General features: G+C 73.9%; 12 protein-coding genes. 4 read left to right on the top strand and 8 right to left on the bottom strand.

What is annotated here, in order from left to right; genetic code table 11:
* Positions 1 to 97: 97 nt before the first annotated feature.
* Together ABZ261_RS04420 and ABZ261_RS04415 are read right to left on the bottom strand one after the other, a co-directional pair.
* Positions 98 to 1156: a PadR family transcriptional regulator gene (locus ABZ261_RS04420; RefSeq protein WP_356855158.1), complete on the bottom strand. Its 1059-nt coding sequence runs from the start codon at positions 1154 to 1156 to the stop codon at positions 98 to 100.
* 1 nt (position 1157) lies between these two features.
* On the bottom strand, positions 1158 to 2147 hold the full coding sequence (locus ABZ261_RS04415) for a hypothetical protein (RefSeq protein WP_356855156.1): 990 nt from the start codon (positions 2145 to 2147) through the stop codon (positions 1158 to 1160).
* A 260-nt stretch (positions 2148 to 2407) separates the two neighbouring features.
* Between ABZ261_RS04415 and ABZ261_RS04410 the strand changes: the two genes are divergently transcribed.
* A complete protein-coding gene (locus tag ABZ261_RS04410; RefSeq protein WP_003992906.1) occupies positions 2408 to 2587 on the top strand; it encodes a DUF6104 family protein in 180 nt (59 codons plus the stop codon).
* 89 nt (positions 2588 to 2676) lie between these two features.
* Here ABZ261_RS04410 and ABZ261_RS04405 read toward each other — a convergent pair whose 3' ends face one another.
* From ABZ261_RS04405 to ABZ261_RS04390, 4 genes are all read right to left on the bottom strand, one after another.
* Positions 2677 to 6516, bottom strand: coding sequence for a multifunctional oxoglutarate decarboxylase/oxoglutarate dehydrogenase thiamine pyrophosphate-binding subunit/dihydrolipoyllysine-residue succinyltransferase subunit (locus ABZ261_RS04405; protein WP_356855154.1), 3840 nt, complete (start codon positions 6514 to 6516; stop codon positions 2677 to 2679).
* A gap of 302 nt (positions 6517 to 6818) precedes the next feature.
* Positions 6819 to 7943 (bottom strand): ATP-binding protein, encoded by a 1125-nt coding sequence (locus tag ABZ261_RS04400; protein ID WP_356855152.1) that lies wholly within the window; start codon positions 7941 to 7943, stop codon positions 6819 to 6821.
* Positions 7940 to 8677, bottom strand: coding sequence for a response regulator transcription factor (locus ABZ261_RS04395; RefSeq protein ID WP_356855150.1), 738 nt, complete (start codon positions 8675 to 8677; stop codon positions 7940 to 7942). The genes ABZ261_RS04400 and ABZ261_RS04395 overlap by 4 nt, the downstream gene beginning before the upstream one ends.
* Before the next feature lie 112 nt (positions 8678 to 8789).
* Positions 8790 to 9467, bottom strand: a complete 678-nt coding sequence (locus ABZ261_RS04390) for a spermidine synthase (RefSeq protein ID WP_356855148.1) — start codon at positions 9465 to 9467, stop codon at positions 8790 to 8792.
* Between the two features lie 188 nt (positions 9468 to 9655).
* On the opposite strand from ABZ261_RS04390, the gene ABZ261_RS04385 reads away from it, so the two are divergent.
* The 3 genes from ABZ261_RS04385 (at position 9656) to ABZ261_RS04375 (ending at position 15166) form a co-directional block, all read left to right on the top strand.
* Positions 9656 to 10477, top strand: a complete 822-nt coding sequence (locus ABZ261_RS04385; protein WP_356855146.1) for a rhomboid-like protein — start codon at positions 9656 to 9658, stop codon at positions 10475 to 10477.
* 1084 nt (positions 10478 to 11561) lie between these two features.
* The gene (gene lon / locus ABZ261_RS04380) at positions 11562 to 13982 is read left to right on the top strand and encodes an endopeptidase La (RefSeq protein WP_356855144.1); all 2421 of its coding nucleotides are present in this window, start codon (positions 11562 to 11564) and stop codon (positions 13980 to 13982) included.
* 164 nt (positions 13983 to 14146) lie between these two features.
* Positions 14147 to 15166 carry a serine/threonine-protein kinase gene (locus ABZ261_RS04375; RefSeq protein WP_356855142.1) on the top strand — a complete coding sequence of 340 codons (1020 nt, stop codon included), beginning with the start codon at positions 14147 to 14149 and terminating at the stop codon, positions 15164 to 15166.
* A 459-nt stretch (positions 15167 to 15625) separates the two neighbouring features.
* On the opposite strand, the gene ABZ261_RS04370 is transcribed toward ABZ261_RS04375, so the two are convergent.
* Positions 15626 to 18049 (bottom strand): SpoIIE family protein phosphatase, encoded by a 2424-nt coding sequence (locus ABZ261_RS04370; protein ID WP_356855140.1) that lies wholly within the window; start codon positions 18047 to 18049, stop codon positions 15626 to 15628.
* 180 nt (positions 18050 to 18229) lie between these two features.
* Entirely contained in the window at positions 18230 to 19063 is an 834-nt protein-coding gene (locus tag ABZ261_RS04365) for a lysozyme (protein WP_356855138.1), read from the bottom strand.
* Positions 19064 to 19276 lie beyond the last annotated feature (213 nt).

The raw sequence follows: 19276 nt of genomic DNA, 5'->3' as shown, positions 1-19276 counted from the left end.
GGGCCCTCGGGGCCGCCCGCCTCGGGAAGCTCCCCGGGGCGGGCGGCCCGGGCAGCTCCACGCTCCGGGTCCCGGACGGCCGCTGCCCTGGTCCCGCTCAGGGCTTCGGGGCTCGCAGGAGCGTGCCGATGCGGGCCGCCGCCGTGGTCAGATGGTCGCGGGCCTGTCGGAGCTGGGCGGGGGTGACGCCGTGGTCGCGGGCCGCGTCGCGGATGTCGTCGCGGAAGCGGTCCAGGAGGCGGTCGAGGTCCCGGGCCGGGTCGCCGGTGAGGTCCTCGTGCGCCCAGGACGGCTCGTACGCGACGGTGAGGTCCTCGTCGGGGGAGGTGCGGTGCGGTGCGGAGGCGGTAGCCGGCCCGGACGTCTCCCCGGCGGTCCGGCCGAAGCCCCAGTCCCTGCCGAAGTCCTTGCCGAACTCCTTGCCGAAGTCGCCGAACTCCTTGACCAGTTCCGTCAGCCCCTCGCGGACGCCCGTCGGCCAGTCGCCCCGGCCGAAGTGGTCCTGGACGCGGTCCTGGACCCGCCGGGCGATGCGCTGCATCTCCTCCTGCGCCTGGGCCCGCGCCCGCGCCTGCGCCTCCTGGGCCTGGCGCCGGGCCCGCTGGGCCTCCTCACGGGCCCGGCGGCTCTCGTCCTTGGCGCGCCGGGCCTGCTCCTTCCACTCCAGCTTGACCCGGCGCATCTCCTCCTTGGCGGCCTTCCAGGCCTCCTTGTCGCCGGGCTCGCCGTGGTCCCCCAATGCCCCGGCGCCGGCCGTCCCGGCGCCCCGGCGGGCCGCGGAGGCCGCCGCGCGCACCTCGCGGCGCAGATCGCCGGCGGCGCCGCGGACATCGGCCCGTATCTCGGCGGCCAGCTCCGCCACCGACTCCCGGATCTCCAGCTCCAGGTCGGCCAGCTCGTCGCTGCGGTCGGCGAGCTCCGCCCGGCCGGCGTCCGTGATGGCGTACACCTTGCGTCCGCCCTCGGTGGTGTGCCGGACCAGGCCCTCCGCCTCCAGCTTGGCCAGACGGGGGTAAACCGTGCCCGCCGAGGGCGCGTACAGCCCCTGGAAGCGCTCCTCCAGCAGCCTGATCACCTCGTAGCCGTGGCGCGGAGCCTCGTCGAGCAGCTTGAGCAGGTACAGGCGGAGGCGCCCGTGGGCGAAGACGGGGGGCATGTCAGAGCACCTTCTTGTCGGTCGTGCCACCGGCCGGGTCGCCGGTGGCGCCGGTGGCGCCCGTGTCCCGGCCGGAAACGGCATTGTCCCCCCGGGCGGGCGGGGCGTCGTCGGCAGGGTCGGACGCGGCGCCCGGGTGCGGGGCCCGCGGTGGTGCCGTCTGCCGGGGGGTGCTCTCCTCGTCGTCCCGGGGCGGGCGGCGCAGCAGGGCGATCGAGCCGGAGACGGTGGTGGCGCGGAGCCGGCCGGTGCCCGCGCCGAGCCGCCCGGTGACCTTGTGGGCGCCCCACTGGCCGTGCACCCGCAAGCCCTCGAAGGCGTTGGAGATCCTGCCGCTCGCCGTGTTCGCCTCCACCTCGGCGTCGGCCGGGTGCGGCAGGCGGATGGCGATCTCACCGGAGACGCTGGTGAGGCCGACGTCCGTGGGGCCGTCCGGATCCAGGTCGACGATCATGGAGCCGCTGACCGAGTCCGCGCGGACGGAAGGGCCGGAGCCGTCGACCACGGTGAGGTCTCCGGAGACCGAGTGGAACCGCAGGTCGCCGGTGACCGCCTGGGCCTCCAGATTCCCCGACACGGTCTCCGCGCGGACCGGGCCGGAGACGCCGACCAGGGTGGTGTCGCCCGACACTCCCCTGATCACCGCGGAGCCGCTCAGCCCGGACACGACCGCGCCGGCGCCGACCACGCCCACCTCGACGCGCGTGCCGGCCGGGACCGCGAGGGAGACGACGGCGCTGCGGCGCCGGCCCCGGGAGTCGAGCCACTTGAGGAAGCCCTTCCAGGGCAGGTCCTCGTACGCCACGGTGAGGGCGCCGTCCTGGTGGGTGATCACCAGGGGCGGGCCCGTGATCTCGGAGACCTCCAGGCGCGCGGAGCCCCCGTCCGTGCCCACGACGTTCACCGTGCCGTCGACGATGCGGACCTGCAGGTCGTGCACGGGAGTGTCGAAGGTCAGCTTCCGGGGCTCGGTGACGGACCACTCGGGCATGGGACCTCCTCGGCCGCAGACGGTCAGCACGCGCCATATCGCGTCCTTCGAACAACACGATATATCGTGGACGGGTGAAGTCAAGGCGCTCTTCCGGGTGAGCGCGCCGCTCCCGGCCGAGCGCCGTTCACCGGCCGGCGAGTGCGCCCCCGCACCGGCCGGGGGTGCGCCCCCGCACCGGCCGGGGGTGCGCTCCCGCACGGCGCATAGGCTGGTGGGGAGTCATCACCGGCCCGGATGCAACGCAGGAGACGCAACCCATGTACTTCACCGACCGCGGTATCGAGGAGCTGGAGAAGCGGCGCGGCGAGGAGGAGGTCACCTTCGAGTGGCTCGCCGAGCAGCTGCGCACCTTCGTGGACCTGAACCCGGACTTCGAGGTGCCCGTGGAGCGGCTGGCCACCTGGCTCGCGCGTCTCGACGACGAGGACGACGAGTAGAACCCCCCGACGGGCCCCGCCGACGAAAAGGGCCCGGCCCCGAGTCGTTGCGGACTCGGGGCCGGGCCCTTCGCGTGCGTGCCGGAGGCCTACGCCTCGAACACCTCACGCACCAGCTGCTCCTGCTCGGCCTGGTGGCGCTTGGCCGAACCCACCGCCGGGGACGAGGAGTGCGGGCGCGAGATGCGCCGCAGCCGCTCGCCGTGCGGGACGTCCGCGCCGACCGCCAGGTCCAGGTGGTCGATCAGGTTGAGCGCGATGAACGGCCAGGCGCCCTGGTTCGCCGGCTCCTCCTGCGCCCACAGGTACTTCTCGGCGTTCGGGTACTTCTTGATCTCCGCCTGGAGCTCGGCGCCCGGCAGCGGGTACAGGCGCTCGATGCGGATGATCGCCGTGTCCGTGACGCCGCGCTTGACCCGCTCCGCCTCCAGGTCGTAGTAGACCTTGCCGGCGCAGAAGACGACCTTGCGGACCGCGGCCGGGTCGACCGTGTCGTCGCCGATGACCGGGCGGAACTGCCCGTTCGTGAACTCCTCCGCCTTCGAGGCCGCCGCCTTCAGGCGCAGCATCGACTTCGGGGTGAAGACGATCAGCGGCTTGTGGTGCGGGTTGTGCACCTGCCACCGCAGGAGGTGGAAGTAGTTCGACGGGAGCGTGGGCATGGCCACCGTCATGTTGTTCTGCGCGCACAGCTGGAGGAACCGCTCCGGACGCGCGGACGAGTGGTCCGGGCCCTGGCCCTCGTAGCCGTGCGGCAGCAGCAGGACGACGCCGGAGGTCTGGCCCCACTTCTGCTCGGCGGAGGAGATGAACTCGTCCACCACCGTCTGCGCGCCGTTGGCGAAGTCGCCGAACTGCGCCTCCCACATCACCAGCGCGTCGGGGCGGGCCAGCGAGTAGCCGTACTCGAAGCCCATCGCCGCGTACTCGGACAGCAGGGAGTTGTAGACGTTCAGGCGGGCCTGGTCCTCGGAGAGGTACTGCAGCGGGGTGTACTCCTCGCCGGTCTCCCGGTCGATGAGCACCGCGTGGCGCTGGCCGAAGGTGCCGCGCTGGGAGTCCTGGCCCGCCAGGCGGACCGGGGTGCCCTCCAGCAGCAGGGAGCCGATGGCGAGGGTCTCGCCCATGCCCCAGTCGATGGTGCCGTCCTCGACCATCGCCGCGCGGCGCTGCAGCTGCGGCTGCAGGCGCGGGTGGACGGTGATGTGGTCGGGGATGTTTACCTGGGACTCGGCGATCCGCTTGACGACCTCGCTGGAGACCGCGGTCGGCACCGCGACCGGGAAGCCGTCCTGCGGCGCCTGGACGTCGCCGGCGACCGGCTGCGAGGTGGCCTCGCGGACCTCGGTGAAGACCTTCTCCAGCTGGCCCTGGTAGTCCTGCAGGGCCTGCTCGGCCTCCTCCAGGGTGATGTCGCCGCGACCGATCAGGGACTCGGTGTACAGCTTGCGCACCGAGCGCTTCTTGTCGATCAGGTCGTACATCAGCGGCTGGGTGAAGGCCGGGTTGTCCGACTCGTTGTGACCGCGGCGGCGGTAGCAGATGAGGTCGATCACCACGTCCTTGTTGAACGCCTGGCGGAACTCGAAGGCGAGCCGCGCCACGCGCACGACGGCCTCCGGGTCGTCGCCGTTCACGTGGAAGATCGGGGCCTCGATCATGCGGGCGACGTCCGTCGCGTACATGGAGGAACGCGAGGACTCGGGGGCCGCGGTGAAGCCGACCTGGTTGTTGATGACGATGTGGACGGTGCCGCCGGTGCGGTAGCCGCGCAGCTGCGACATGTTCAGGGTCTCGGCCACCACGCCCTGGCCCGCGAAGGCCGCGTCGCCGTGGATCGCCACCGGCAGGACCGTGAAGTCCGTGCCGCCCTTGTTGATGATGTCCTGCTTGGCGCGGGCGACGCCCTCCAGGACCGGGTCGACGGCCTCCAGGTGGGAGGGGTTGGCGACCAGGGAGACCTTGATCTGCTCGCCGTCCAGGCCGGTGAAGGTGCCCTCGGCGCCCAGGTGGTACTTGACGTCGCCGGAGCCGTGCATCGACTTCGGGTCGAGGTTGCCCTCGAACTCGCGGAAGATCTGCGCGTACGACTTGCCGACGATGTTGGCGAGGACGTTGAGGCGGCCGCGGTGGGCCATGCCGATGACGACCTCGTCCAGCCGGGACTCGGCCGCGGAGTCGATGACCGCGTCGAGCAGCGGGATGACGGACTCGCCGCCCTCCAGCGAGAACCGCTTCTGGCCGACGTACTTGGTCTGCAGGAAGGTCTCGAAGGCCTCCGCCGCGTTCAGCCGGCGCAGGATGCGCAGCTGCTCCTCGCGCTCCGGCTTGGAGTGCGGGCGCTCCACGCGGTCCTGGATCCACTTGCGCTGCTTGGGGTCCTGGATGTGCATGAACTCGATGCCGGTGGTGCGGCAGTACGAGTCGCGCAGCACGCCGAGGATGTCGCGCAGCTTCATCATCGACTTGCCGGCGAAGCCGCCGACGGCGAACTCGCGCTCCAGGTCCCACAGGGTGAGGCCGTGCTCGACGATGTCCAGGTCGGGGTGCTTGCGCTGGCGGTACTCCAGCGGGTCGGTGTCGGCCATGACGTGGCCGCGGACCCGGTAGGAGTGGATCAGCTCGAAGACGCGGGCGGCCTTGGTGACGTCGTCGTCGTGGGAGGCGTCGATGTCCTTGAGCCAGCGGACCGGCTCGTAGGGGATGCGCAGCGCCTCGAAGATGTCGTCGTAGAAGCCGTTCTCGCCGAGCAGCAGGTTCGCGACCTGGCGCAGGAACTCGCCGGAGGCGGCGCCCTGGATCACCCGGTGGTCGTAGGTCGACGTGAGCGTCATGACCTTGGAGACGCCGAGCTTGTTCAGGGTGTCCTGGCTGGTGCCCTGGAACTCCGCCGGGTAGTCCATGGAGCCGACGCCCATGATCACGGACTGGCCGGGCATCAGCCGCGGCACGGAGTGGACGGTGCCGAGGCCGCCGGGGTTGGTGAGGGAGACCGTGACGCCGGTGAAGTCGTCCATCGTCAGCTTGCCCTCGCGGGCGCGGCGGACGATGTCCTCGTAGGCCTGCCAGAACTCGAAGAAGTTCAGCGTCTCGGCCTTCTTGATGGCGGCCACGACGAGCTGGCGGTCACCGTTCGGCTTGACCAGGTCGATGGCCAGGCCGAGGTTGACGTGCGGCGGCTTGATCAGGGTCGGCTTGCCGTCCTTGACGCCGTACGACCAGTTCATCGACGGCATGGCCTTGATGGCCTGCACCATCGCGTACCCGATGATGTGCGTGAAGGAGATCTTCCCGCCGCGGGCGCGCTTGAGGTGGTTGTTGATGACGATCCGGTTGTCGAACAGCAGCTTCACCGGGACGGCGCGGACCGAGGTGGCGGTCGGCATCTCCAGCGAGGCGTCCATGTTCTTCGCCACCGCGGCGGCCGGGCCGCGCAGCGTGACCAGCTCGGGGCCCTCGGTCGTCCCGGCGTCGGGAGCGGCCTCGGCCTTGGGCCGGGCGGGCGCCTGTGCGGGCTGCGCCGGCTTGGCCGGGGCGGGGGCCGCGGCCTTCGCCGCGGGGGCGGGAGCAGGGGCCGGAGCGGCGGCGGGCTTCGGGGCCGCGTCCGCCGGGGCGGCGGCCTGGGGGGCCGGGGCCGAGGGCCGGGCCTGCGGGGCCGTGGTGGGGGTCTCTGCGGCCCCCGCGGCCGCAGCACCCGCCGGAGCCGGGGTGGCAGGAGCCCCCGGCTTGTAATCGGCGAAGAAGTCCCACCAGGCGCGGTCTACCGAATTCGGGTCCTGGAGGTACTGCTGATAGATCTCGTCGACGAGCCACTCGTTGGGACCGAACGCGGCAGCGGGGTTCTTCCCGGCTTGGTCGTCGGTCGTGGGAGTACCGCCCGGCCGGAGGCCGGCGGAGCTCGATGAGTTACTGGGGGACTGTGGCGACACGGCGGCAACCGCCCTCTTCCGCTTCACAAGGTGATGGACAGCGGGAATAAAGGCTACGCCTCCAGGACCGTGAAGGTCAGGCCGGGCCCGTTCATCGTCGCGTAAGTCACATCGAGAATCTCGTTTCAGGGCTTGAAATGACGGGAAACAAGCGTGGTTCCGCAGGTGAGAGGGTGCGACGGCCCGGGCCCTGCGCGTCTTCGTTCGACGGGTGGCGCGGGCCTGCCCCGATCACACGTGTCAGCTGCGCGGCGACGGCGCGGGACGCTCGTGGATCTTGTGCTTCCGGCTCGGACTGTACGTCAACTCGGTGCGGAAGTCAGTCCCGGAAGAGTGACGATGATCCGGCAGCCGCGCTCCGATTCGGCCACGCCGATCCGGCCGCCGTGCAGATCCACCGCCCACCGGGCGATCGCCAGACCCAGCCCCGTGCCGCCGTCGCTGCCCGGCCCGTGCGGCCGCGTCACCGCCCCGCGGTTGAACCGCTCGAACACCCGGTGCCACTCCGAGCGCGGGATGCCGGGACCCTCGTCCAGGATCTCCAGCTGCAGCGACTCCGGCTGCGGCCCGCGCCGCGCCCTCACCGTCACCCGGCCGTGCGGCGGGCTGTGCTTGACCGCGTTGTCGATCAGGTTCGCCACCACCTGGTGGATGCGCTCCGGGTCCGCGTGCGCCGTCAGCTCCGGAGGGGAGACGTCCAGGTGCAGATGCACGTCGGTGCGGGTGTGGCTGCCCGATCCGGAGGCGATGCCCGCGCGCGCGGAGGCCACCATGTTGGCCTCCTTCAGCACGCCCGAGAGATACGGCCACACCTCGAACCGCCGCATCTTCAACGGGACGACGCCGTTGTCGAGCCGGGACAGGTCCAGCAGCGTCTCCACCAGCCGGCCGAGCCGCTCCGTCTGCTTCAGGGCCGTCCGCATGGTCTCCGGGTCGGCCTCGGTGACCCCGTCGACGATGTTCTCCAGCACCGCGCGCAGCCCCGCGATCGGGGTGCGCAGCTCGTGCGAGACGTTCGCCACCAGCTCCTTGCGCTGGCGGTCCTGCGCCTCCAGCTCGTCCGCCATGACGTTGATCGTCTGCGCGAGGTCGCCGAGCTCGTCCCGGCGGTTCTCCTTCACGCGGCGCGTGTAGTCGCCCTGCGAGATCGAACGGGCCACCGCGTTCATCTCGTCCAGCGGCATGGTGAGCGAGTGGGCCACGAACTGCGTGATCAGAAGCGTGGCGATCATCGAGAAGACCGTGATGAAGCGCAGTTCCGTCTTGGTGTGCACCGCGACGATCGACAGCCCGGTGGTGATCAGCACCGCGATGACGACCAGCGCGCCCAGCTTGGTCTTGATCGAGAACGGGCGTACGCCGCCCCAGGGTTCCTCACCGGATGCCCCGGGGCTCCGCCGTGCGGCCTGGCGCCCGTCGCTGCTCATGGCGTCGGCGTCTCCAGCGCGTAGCCCACGCCGTGCACCGTGCGGATCCGCTCCGCGCCGATCTTCCGCCGCAGCGCCTTGATGTGGCTGTCGACGGTGCGGGTGCCGGAGGCGTCCGCCCAGTCCCACACCTCGGCCAGCAGCTGCTCGCGGGACAGCACCGCGCGCGGGGTGTTCGCCAGGCACACCAGCAGGTCGAACTCGGTCGGCGTCAGGTGGACGTCCTCCGACTTCACCCGCACCCGGCGCTGCGCGTGGTCGATCTCCAGTTCGCCCAGGCGCAGGATGCCGGTGCGGGGCGTGGCGGCGGCCAGCGCGGCCCGCTCCACCCGGCGCAGCAGCACGTGCACCCGGGCCGCCAGCTCGCGCATCGAGAACGGCTTGGTCATGTAGTCGTCCGCGCCGACGCCGAGGCCGACCAGCATGTCGGTCTCGTCGTCCCGGGCGGTGAGCATCAGCACCGGCACCGGCCGCTGCGCCTGCACCCTCCGGCACACCTCCAGCCCGTCGAAGCCGGGCAGCATGATGTCGAGGATCAGCAGGTCGGGCTGCCAGGCCTCGGCGGTGTCCACGGCGGCCGGACCGTCGGCCGCCGTTTGCACCAGGAATCCCTCGGCGCGAAGCCGGGCCGCGACGGCGTCGACGATCGTGGGGTCGTCCTCGACGACCAGCACCCGGCGCTGTGCGCCCGGGGTGGTCGTCGCGCCGGTCTGGGAGGTGTGTGTCTGCTCCATCGCCCGCCCCTGTTGTTGCTTTCCGGAATCCGTGGGGTGATCCCATGTCTGCGATTGACGCTTGAATGATCGGCGTCGAGGCAGCACATTACGGGGACTCGCCGCGCTGTCGCTATCCAGGTCGGACGCCGAGGTGGACGGCGTCCGGAACGCCCCGGGCAACGGGCACCTCTTCGGTACGCACCTGACGGAACCCGGCATTCCGCAAGCTTCCTTCAAATTCCGGAGAGGGCCGGGCCGACCACACCGCCAGCACCCCGCCCGGTCTCAACACCCTTGCGCAGGCGGCGAGTCCGGCGGGCGAGTAGAGCGTGCCGTTGCCCTCCGTCACGGTCCAGCCGGGCCCGTTGTCGATGTCGAGGCACAACGCGTCGAACGTGTCCGACGTCTCATTGACGTACGCCACCAGATCCGCTTCCACGATCGTGGTGCGCGGGTCGGCGAGCGCGTCCGCGGACACCTCGGCCAGCGGCCCCTCCCGGTGCCACCCGATGACGGCGGGCTCGCGCTCCACCACGGTGACCGCTGCCCACCGCGGGTCGGCGGCGGCGTGCGCCAGCGAGAACCCCACCCCCAGCCCGCCGAGCAGCAGGCGCGGTTCCGGCCGCCCGCCCAGCGCGTCCCGCGCCGCGTCCACCAGCAGCCGCTCCGAGCGGCCGTCCGAGGTGTCCATCAGGAAACAGCCGTTGGCGATGATCTGCAGCAGCGCACCGTGCCGGCGCAGCACCACCTCGCCGTACGGGCCGTCATGCCGGTCCAGGACCACGGGGGAGTCGTTCGCGGCAGCCATGCCCCCATCCTGGCCGAACACCGCTGGAGGTTCACGGCGATTACGGGTGAAGCGACGGCGCGGGGGCGGTGCGCGGACGCGCCCGGAGCGTGAGAGGCCGCCGTGCACGCGCTCCCGCGTGGCGCCGGTCATAGACAGCGGCGCGCCCGGGGGCGAAGGGTGGGGTGCGACGGAAGGAGCGCCCCACCGTGGAGCGGAACGCGACGGGCCCCGGGACGACCGCGTCCCCGCCCCCGACGGGGCCGCCCCTTCCCGGCGCGGCCGCCGCCGAGCCCCCGGCGGTCTCCGGGCCGCTCGACGGCATGCCCCGTCAGCGCGGCGCCGCGACGGCCGCCCAGGCGCCCGCCGACGTCCCCGAGCCTCCCCGGGGCCCGCGGCCGTGGAACGTGCTGCCCACCCCGGCCGGCACCCCGTTCACCTTCGCCTACGCGGCCGTGCTGGCCGTCACCTCCCTGGTCGCCGCCCGGGCCGACCCCGGCCTGGTGCACACCCTCCACCAGGGCTCCAGCACGGACGTGGCCCATCTGGTGCGCGCGCCCGTGCCGGTGCTGCTGGCGAGCGCGCTGTGGATCGCGGGCGGGGTCGTCTCGCCGTACACGGCCGCGTTCGTGCTGGTCCTCACCGCACTGGAGCGGCGCGCCGGTGCGGTGCGGGCCGCCTGCGTCTTCCTGGGCGGGCACGCGCTGGCCACCCTCGCCACCGAGGTCCCGGTGGGCCTCGCCGTCCTGCTCGGGCGACTGCCCCCGACCTCGCTGCACCGCCTCGACTACGGCATCAGCTTCGGCGTCGCCGCCAGCGTCGGCGCGCTGGCCGGCCTGCTCCGCCCCCTGCTGCGCTGGCCCCTGCTCGCCGTGACGGCCGGGGCGCTGCTCGACGGCCTCCTCGCCTACCGGGACCCGCTGACCGACTGGGGTCATGTCATCGCCCTCACCCTCGGCATCGCCGCCTGGCCCCTGATCCGGCCCGTGCGGCACCGAACCCCCGTGACGCTGCGCGCACCTGACGCCTGAACGGGCCGGGGCACCGCGCCGCGGGTCATCGGCAGCGGCGGGCTCTACGACGGGCGCCTGGCTGGTGTCTTCCCTCCGGCCGAGGCGCGGTGGCTGCGCGGCGTACCGGCGGGATACGGGTTGGGTGGCCGAGATCAGGGCCGGGTTGTCGGCATCGCCCGGGTGGCGGGGCGGGCGGCGTGCCTGCCCGGCGGGCGCATGGCCGGGGCGGTGGCGAGGAGTGGCGGTCCGCATCGGTCGGGCGGCGGGGCGGCGGTCCCGCGGTGTGCATGGCTCGGGGCTGCGCCCCGGCCGAGCCCGCGGTGGCCGCGGGGTGCGCTGGCGGGGAGGGCGCCCGGTCGGGCGGCGGGGGCCGGTTGCGGCGGCGGGCGGGTGCGCGGGGGTGCGCTGCCCGACGGGGGTACGGGTCGGGGTGCCCGGCACCGCAGCCGGGCCGTCGGCGTCGGCCGGGCGGTGGAGCGGGCGGAGTGCCTGCCCGGCGGGCGCATGGCTCGTGTCTTGGCTTCGGCCGAGCCGCGGTTGCCCTGCGGCGTACTGACGGGGGTGTATCGGCCGGGGGAGAGGGACCGCTCCGGGCGGTGGGTGGGTGCGCATGCCTGCCCGGCGGGGCGCACGGCATCGGGGCGGTGGGCACCACGGCAGGCCGTCGGCTTCGGCCGGGGGCGGTGGGCGGCGTGCCTGCCCGGCGGGCGCATGGCTGGGGCGGTGCCCAAGCGGTGGCTGTCTGCATCGGCCGGGCGGCGGGGCCGCGGTCCCGCGGTGTGCATGGCTCGGGTCCGCGCCTCGGCCGAGCCCGCGAGGCGCGCCGGCGCGGATCCTCGGCCGGGCGGCGGGGAACGAACCCGGCCGCGGGCGGGTGTGCCGAGCGGGGCTTTCCGGCGGGGGAGGCGCCGGCGCTCTCGCCGGTCGGTCGGCGGGCCGGGGGAGTGCTCGCGGGCCGGCGTTTCCCCGCTTGAGCGGGCCTCGCACGCTCCCCACCTGCATCGATCATCTGATCGCTCACAGCGAACACATGCGCGGGAACATAACTCGCGGCCAAAACATTGAGTCGGCATAGCTCAAGTTGACTGCCTAAGGGGAGATCATGGCTGCTGAGTCACCGGCGTTCACGCTGAACCTGCCCGTGCTGCCGCTCGACGACGAGGTCGTACTGCCCGGCATGGTGGTTCCGCTGGACCTGAGCGACGCCGAGGTGCGAGCCGCGGTGGAGGCCGCGCAGGCCGCCGCCCGGTCGGAGCCCGGCAAGCCCAAGGTGCTGCTGGTGCCGCGGATCGACGGCACGTACGCCAAGACGGGCGTCCTCGGCACGGTCGAGCAGGTCGGCCGGCTGGCCGACGGTGACCCGGGGGCCCTGATCCGCGGCCGGAGCCGGGTGCGCATCGGCGCCGGCACCACCGGTCCGGGCGCGGCGCTGTGGGTCGAGGGCGCCCGCATCGAGGAGAGCGTGCCCGACCCGCTGCCGGGCCAGGTCGCCGAACTGGTCAAGGAGTACAAGGCGCTCGCCACCACCTGGCTGAAGAAGCGCGGCGCCTGGCAGGTCGTGGACCGCGTCCAGGCCATCGACGACGTCTCGGCGCTGGCCGACAACTCCGGCTACTCGCCGTTCCTGACCGTCGACCAGAAGGTCGAACTGCTGGAGACCGCCGACCCGGTGGCCCGGCTCAGGCTCGCCACGCAGCGGCTGCGCGACCACCTCGCGGAGCAGGAGGTGGCCGAGACCATCGCCAAGGACGTCCAGGAGGGCGTCGACAAGCAGCAGCGCGAGTTCCTGCTGCGCCGTCAGCTGGAGGCCGTCCGCAAGGAGTTGCGGGAGCTGAACGGCGAGAAGGAGGGCGAGGAGTCCGACGACTACCGCGCCCGCGTGGAGGCCGCCGACCTGCCGGAGAAGGTCCGCGAGGCCGCGCTGAAGGAGGTCGACAAGCTGGAGCGCGCCTCCGACCAGTCGCCCGAGGGCTCGTGGATCCGCACCTGGCTGGACACGGTCCTGGAGATGCCGTGGAACGAGCGGACCGAGGACGCGTACGACATCCAGGGCGCCAAGGCGGTCCTCGACGCCGAGCACGCGGGCCTGGAGGACGTGAAGGAGCGCATCACCGAGTACCTGGCCGTGCGCAAGCGGCGCACCGACCGGGGCCTGGGCGTCATCGGCGGCCGGCGCGGCGGCGCCGTGCTGGCGCTGGTCGGACCGCCCGGCGTCGGAAAGACCTCGCTCGGGGAGTCGGTCGCCCACGCCATGGGCCGCAAGTTCGTCCGGGTCGCCCTCGGCGGCGTCCGCGACGAGGCCGAGATCCGCGGACACCGCCGCACCTACGTCGGTGCGCTGCCCGGCCGGATCGTGCGCGCCGTCAAGGAGGCCGGGTCCATGAACCCCGTGGTCCTGCTGGACGAGATCGACAAGGTCGGCTCCGACTTCCGCGGCGACCCGGCCGCGGCTCTGCTGGAGGTGCTGGACCCCGCGCAGAACCACACCTTCCGGGACCACTACCTGGAGGTCGAGCTGGACCTGTCGGACGTGGTCTTCCTCGCCACCGCCAACGTCCTGGAGGCGATCCCGGAGGCCCTCGCCGACCGTATGGAGATCGTCCGGCTGGACGGCTACACCGAGGACGAGAAGATCGTCATCGCCCGGGACCACCTGCTGCCGCGCCAGCTGGAGCGGGCCGGCCTGGACGGCGACGAGGTCACGATCGACGAGAGCGCGCTGCGCAAGCTCGCCGGCGAGTACACCCGCGAGGCGGGCGTACGGAACCTGGAGCGGTCCGTCGCACGGCTGCTGCGCAAGATCGCCGCCCAGCACGAACTGGGCGAGCGGGAGCTGCCGTACACCGTGACCGACGCCGACCTGCGCGACCTCATCGGGCGCCCGCACCACGTGCCCGAGTCCGCCCAGGACCCGGCCGAGCGCCGTACGGCCGTCCCCGGTGTGGCGACCGGTCTCGCGGTCACCGGAGCCGGCGGCGACGTGCTCTTCGTGGAGGCGTCCCTCGCCGACCCGGAGACCGGGGCGGCGGGCCTGACCCTCACCGGCCAGCTCGGCGAGGTGATGAAGGAGTCCGCGCAGATCGCGCTGAGCTTCCTGCGCAGCCACGGCGCCGAACTGGAGCTGCCGGTGGCCGACCTCAAGGACCGGGGCGTGCACATCCACTTCCCGGCGGGCGCGGTCCCCAAGGACGGCCCGAGCGCGGGCATCACGATGACCACGGCGCTCGCCTCGCTGCTCTCCGGCCGCCTGGTCCGCACGGACGTGGCCATGACCGGCGAGGTCTCGCTGACCGGCCGGGTGCTGCCCATCGGCGGCGTGAAGCAGAAGCTGCTCGCCGCCCACCGCGCCGGGGTGACCACCGTGATCATCCCCAAGCGCAACGAGCCCGACCTGGACGACGTCCCGGCCGAGGTGCTGGACAAGCTGGACGTCCACACCGTGACCGACGTCCGCCAGGTCCTGGAGCTGGCGCTCGCGCCCGCCGTGAACGGCGCGGCGCCGGAGGTGCCGGTCGCGGCGTGACGGACGCGGCCGGACGGGTGGGGCCCGGGCTCCGTGAGGAGACCCGGGCCTTCGCCCTGCCCGGCGTCCGGCCGGGCGCACACCGGGCGCACACCGGGAGCGATCGGTAGGATTCAGGCAGGAGCCGGCCCTCCGCAGCCGACCGGGGTGGGGGTGGTGTCCCGATGAACACGGCGTCCGGGCAGGGGAGTCGGCCGCCCGCGGCCCCGGCCGCCCCGATCGGCGCCGAGATCGCCGGCTACCGGGTGGAGCGCGAACTCGGCCGCGGCGGCATGGCCGTCGTCTACCGCGCCAAGGACCTGCGCCTCGGCCGCACGGTCGCCCTCAAGCTGCTCGCCCCCGAGTACACCCGCAACGAGGCCTTCCGCGGCCGCTTCGCCCAGGAGTCGCGGGTGGCCGCCGCCATCGACCACCCCAACATCGTGCCCGTCTTCGAGGCCGGCGAGGCCGACGGGATCCTGTACATCGCCATGTGCTTCGTCTCCGGCCTGGACCTGCGCGCCCTGCTGGACCGCGAGGGTCCGCTGCCGGTGCCGGCAGCGCTGCGCATCGCCGCCCAGCTCGCCTCCGCGCTCGACGCGGCGCACGCCCGCGACCTGGTCCACCGGGACGTCAAGCCCGGCAACGTCCTGGTCGCCAAGGGCATCGACAGCGACCACCCCGAGCACGTGTACCTCACCGACTTCGGACTGGCGAAGAAGTCCCTGTCGCTCACCGGTTTCACCAGCGCGGGGGAGTTCGTCGGCACGCTGGACTACGTGGCGCCCGAGCGGATCGCCGGCCGCCCCGTGGACGGCCGGTCCGACCTGTACAGCCTCGCCTGCGTCGTCCACGAGACGCTCACCGGCGCACCGCCCTTCCGGCGCGAGGACGACCTGGAACTGCTCTGGGCCCACCAGTACGATCCGCCGCCCGCCCTGAGCGAGCAGCGGCCGGACGTCCCGGCCGCCGTCGACGAGGTGCTGCGCCGGGCCCTGGCGAAGGCCCCGGACGACCGGTACGACACCTGCCTGGAGTTCGTGACGGCCCTGCGCGCGGCCGCCGGCGAGGTCGGCCCGCGCGGCCGCACGCCGACGCTGGTGGACCGGCGGGTGGGCGCCGCCTGCGCCGGCCCCGGCGGGGACCGGACCCGGCCGCCCGAGCCGCCGGCGTGGGCCCGGCCCGTCCTCCGGGCGCCGCGGTAGGGGGCGTGCCGCCCGCCGTCAAGTCCCGAGTTCTCGGAACGTGCCCTCGCCGCGCCCCCTCCGGCCTACTGGACGTACGGGCCGCACGGGCCGCACCGGCGCCCGGCCAGGTCCGCCGGCCAGGTCCGCCGCACAGGCCCACGAAACGGGCCTACGACACGGGCCTACGACACAGGCTTGCGACACGACACGACACGACACGGCACGACACGAGCAGGAGGACGACCGTGAGGAGCACGCACCGCATCCCTGGGGGAAGCCCCCCGTCCCGGGCACACGCGTCCGGGGGCGCCCGCCGCCCCGGCCGCGCAGGACACCGCGTCCGGGCCGCCGTCCGCCGGCGCGACGCCGGCCCCGATCCCCCGCACCCCGGACGGGCCCTCCGCCGAGCACCACCGCGCCCGGCGGCTGATGCCGCCCCGCCGCACCCCGCGGCGGGGCGGCGGCGTGCGTGCGGCGTCACAGCGCGGACAGCGACTGCTCCGCCCACACCGTCTTGCCGATCCGGTCGTGCCGGGTGCCCCAGCGGTCGGCGAGCTGGGCGACCAGCAGCAGACCCCGGCCGCCCTCGTCGAAGATGCGCGCCCGCCGCATGTGCGGGGTGGTGCCGCTGGCGTCGTACACCTCGCTGATCAGGGTGCTGTCCTGGTGGATCAGCCGGAGCCGGATCGGCGGGCGGCCGTAGCGGATGGCGTTGGTGACCAGCTCGCTGACCACCAGCTCGGTGGTGAACGCCGCCTGCTCCAGGCCCCACGCGGACAGCTGCGCGGTGGCGTGGTGGCGGGCGCGGGCGACGACGGTGGGCTCGCTGTCCAGGTGCCAGGAGGCGACCCGGTCCTCGTGCAGGGCCCGGGTGCGGGCCACCAGCAGGGCGATGTCGTCGTCGGGACGGCGGGTCAGCAGCTCGGTCAGGACCCGGTCGCAGACGGAGTCCGGCGACGTCGCCGGGCGGCCGAGCGCGGCGGACATCTTGTCAAGGGCCTCGTCGATGTCGTGGTCGCGCGCCTCCAGCAGGCCGTTGGTGTAGAGGGCGAGCAGGCTGCCCTCGGGCAGGTCCGTCTCGACGGCCTCGAACGGCAGCCCGCCCAGCCCCAGCGGCGGCCCCGCCGGCACGTCGAGGAAGCGGACGGCGCCGTCCGGGGTGACCACGGCGGGCGGCGGATGCCCGGCCCGGGCCAGCGTGCAGCGGCGCGAGACCGGATCGTAGACCGCGTACAGGCAGGTGGTGCCGATGCCGCCGGCGGTCTCGGCGTCCGGGTCCGCGCTGCCCTCGTCGGCCGCCAGCCGCAGCACCAGGTCGTCGAGGTGGGTGAGCAGCTCGTCGGCCGGCAGGTCGACGTCGGCCAGGGTCCGCACCGCCGTGCGCAGCCGGCCCATCGTGGCGGAGGCGCGGATGCCGTGGCCCACCACGTCGCCGACGACGATCGCCACCCGCGCCCCGGACAGCGGGATCACGTCGAACCAGTCCCCGCCCACGCCGGCCCGGGTGGCGGCGGGCAGATAGCGGGTGGCGACGTCCAGGGCCGCCTGGTCGGGCAGCGTGTGCGGCAGCAGGCTGCGCTGCAGGGCCATCGTGGTCGTACGGGACCGGGAGTGGTCGCGGGCCTGCCGGATGCCGGCGGCGGCCCGGGCGGCGAACTGCTCCGCGAGCCGCAGATCCTCGGGCCCGAAGGGCTCGCGCTGCCGGAGGCGGCCGAACAGGGCCACGCCGAGCGTGCTGCCCTGCGCCAGCAGCGGCACCGCCAGCAGCGAGTGCGCCCCGGACGCGCGCAGCCACGCGGCGCCCGGGTCCAGCGCCGCCCAGCCGGCGACGGCCGGGTCCGCCGTGTCGTACAGCAGGGGGCGGGCCGCGGCCAGGCACTGGGCGGGCGGCGACTGAGCCGGGCAGACGATCGCGTCGCCGACACCGACGCTGTCGCCGACGCCGACGCCGACGCCGACGCCGACGCCGACGCCTACGTCGGCGCCGGCTCCGGTGCCGTGACCGGGGCCGCCGGCCGGAACGGCGCGCAGGGCGGCCCGGCGCAGCACCACCTGGTCCGGCGGCGGGCCGGTGGCCTCGGCCGGCGTGCGCGGGTCGTCCAGCAGGTCGACCGCCATGACGTCGGCCAGCCGGGGAACCGTGACCTCGCCGAGCTCCTGGGCGGCGCGTGCCTGGTCCGCGGCGGTCCCGGCGCGCGAGCCGGTTCCGCCGGGCGGGCGCTGGGCGGCGGCGGCCTCCCGGCCGGCCTGCGGCACGGACAGGCAGACGGCCCGTACCCGGCCGCCGGTGTCCTTCAGCGGGCTGAGGACGGCGGCCCCGCCGAGGTGCGGACCGGGGGCGCCGCGCGTCTCCTGCGGCCGGCCCGACTCCAGCGCCGCCCGCATCGACCGCTCGGCCTCCTCGCTCGCGCCCCCCGGCACGATGTGGACGAGGCGCAGCCCGCGCATCGCCGCCTCCGGCAGCGCGAGGGCGTGCTCCATCCGGCGGTTGGCGCGCACCAGGCGCAGGTCGGCATCGAAGATCGCCAGCGGAAAGGGGGACTGCAGGAACGTCCACTCCTCCAGCGGTTCCCCGCGGGGCGGCTGCGCGCGGGCCGTCACGGCGCTCACCACCAGCCAGTCGGCGGCCCCGCCGTCCGAGGTCCGGCGGTGGGCGAGCACGCCCAGCTCCACGCGCCTGCCGTCCTGGTGGCGCAGCGGGACGGTGCCGTTCCAGCGGGTCCGGCCGGCCAGCGCCCGCCGAGCTGCCGCGCCCCCGGCGGCGAGCAGCGCCGAGGCGGGCCGGCCGACGACGGCCGAGGAGTCGTAGCCGAGCAGCCGCTGCGCGCCCTCGCTCCAGCCGGTCAGGATGCCCTGCTCATCGATGGTGGCCGTGGCCGTGTACGTCGACTGTCGCTCCATCGCCGCTCATCTCGCCCTTGCTCGGCAGGCTCTCCTGACCAGCATGATCCCGGCCGGCGCGGAGCACCAACGCAGGCCCGGCGGCGCGTCCCGGGGCGCCGGGGCGCGCGGCCCGGGACGCCGGCTCGGGCCCCTGGGCCCGCCGGACGACCCGGTGCCGGCCGGACCCGGTGCCGGACGCTAGCCGAGGGCCAGGGCCTGGACCCGGTCGAGCGCCCCGTTGAACTTGTCGTGGTCGCCGACGGTCGGGCCGGAGGAGGTGTACTGCCACATGGTGTAGTACTGCCACCCGGCCGGCAGCGTGCCCGGATCGGAGGCGTAGCGGGCGATCCACAGCGGGTTGTTCGCCGCGAAGCCGCCGTAGTTGCCGGTGCACTGGGTCCACCAGGTGGTGGCCGTGTAGATCACCGGGTACCGGCCGGTGCGCGCCCTGTAGGCGTTGACGAAGTCGGCGATCCAGCTGACCATCTGGCTCGCGGTCTTGCCGTAGCAGGCGGCGCCGTAGGGGTTCCACTCGATGTCGAGGGCGCCGGGCAGGGTCCTGCCGTCCCGGGACCAGCCGCCGCCGTGGTCGACGAAGTAGGCGGCCTGGGTGGCGCCGCTGGTGGTGTCGGGGGTGGCGAAGTGGTAGGCGCCGCGGATCATGCCCACGTCGTAGGAGCCGTTGTACTGCTGGGCGAAGTACGGATTGGTGTAGTACGTGCCTTCCGTGGCCTTGGTGTACGCCCAGCGCACCCCGCTGTTCCACAGGGTCGGCCAGGCGACGTCGCCCTGGTGGCCGGAGACGTCGACGCCCTCCGTCTGGGCGGCGCTGCCGGTGCGGGGGGCGCCGCTGCGGCCGTCGTGGGCGAGGACGCCGACGCCCATGCGGGCGGAGCCGCGGGCGGGCGCTGCCGCGGCCTGCGCGGAGGCGGGCGGGGCGGTGAGAGAGAGGGCCGCGAGCACGGCGGTGAGGAGGCCGGCGAGGGGGAGCGGGCGCGGGCGGCGGACGGAGCCGGGTCTGAGCACGGGCATGACGTGCCTCCGGGGGAGTGAAGTGGGGGGACACGGCCAGGAACAGATCACTGGCGTGGGCATGCCATCACCTGCCTGGTAAGGGAAGCTACGCACGTAGACGACGGCGTGGGAAGGGGGTCCGGACGACGCCGTTGGTCTACGCCTGCGAAATACTTACGGAGCTGCGGCAATGGCGGCGTTTGACGGAAACTTTCAGGACAGCGAAACCGA

Source organism: Streptomyces sp. NPDC006193 (genome assembly GCF_040613915.1).
GTDB lineage: Bacteria > Actinomycetota > Actinomycetes > Streptomycetales > Streptomycetaceae > Streptomyces.
The sequence above is the reverse complement of the archived record's forward strand: the minus strand, read 5'-3'. Positions and strand labels throughout refer to the sequence as shown.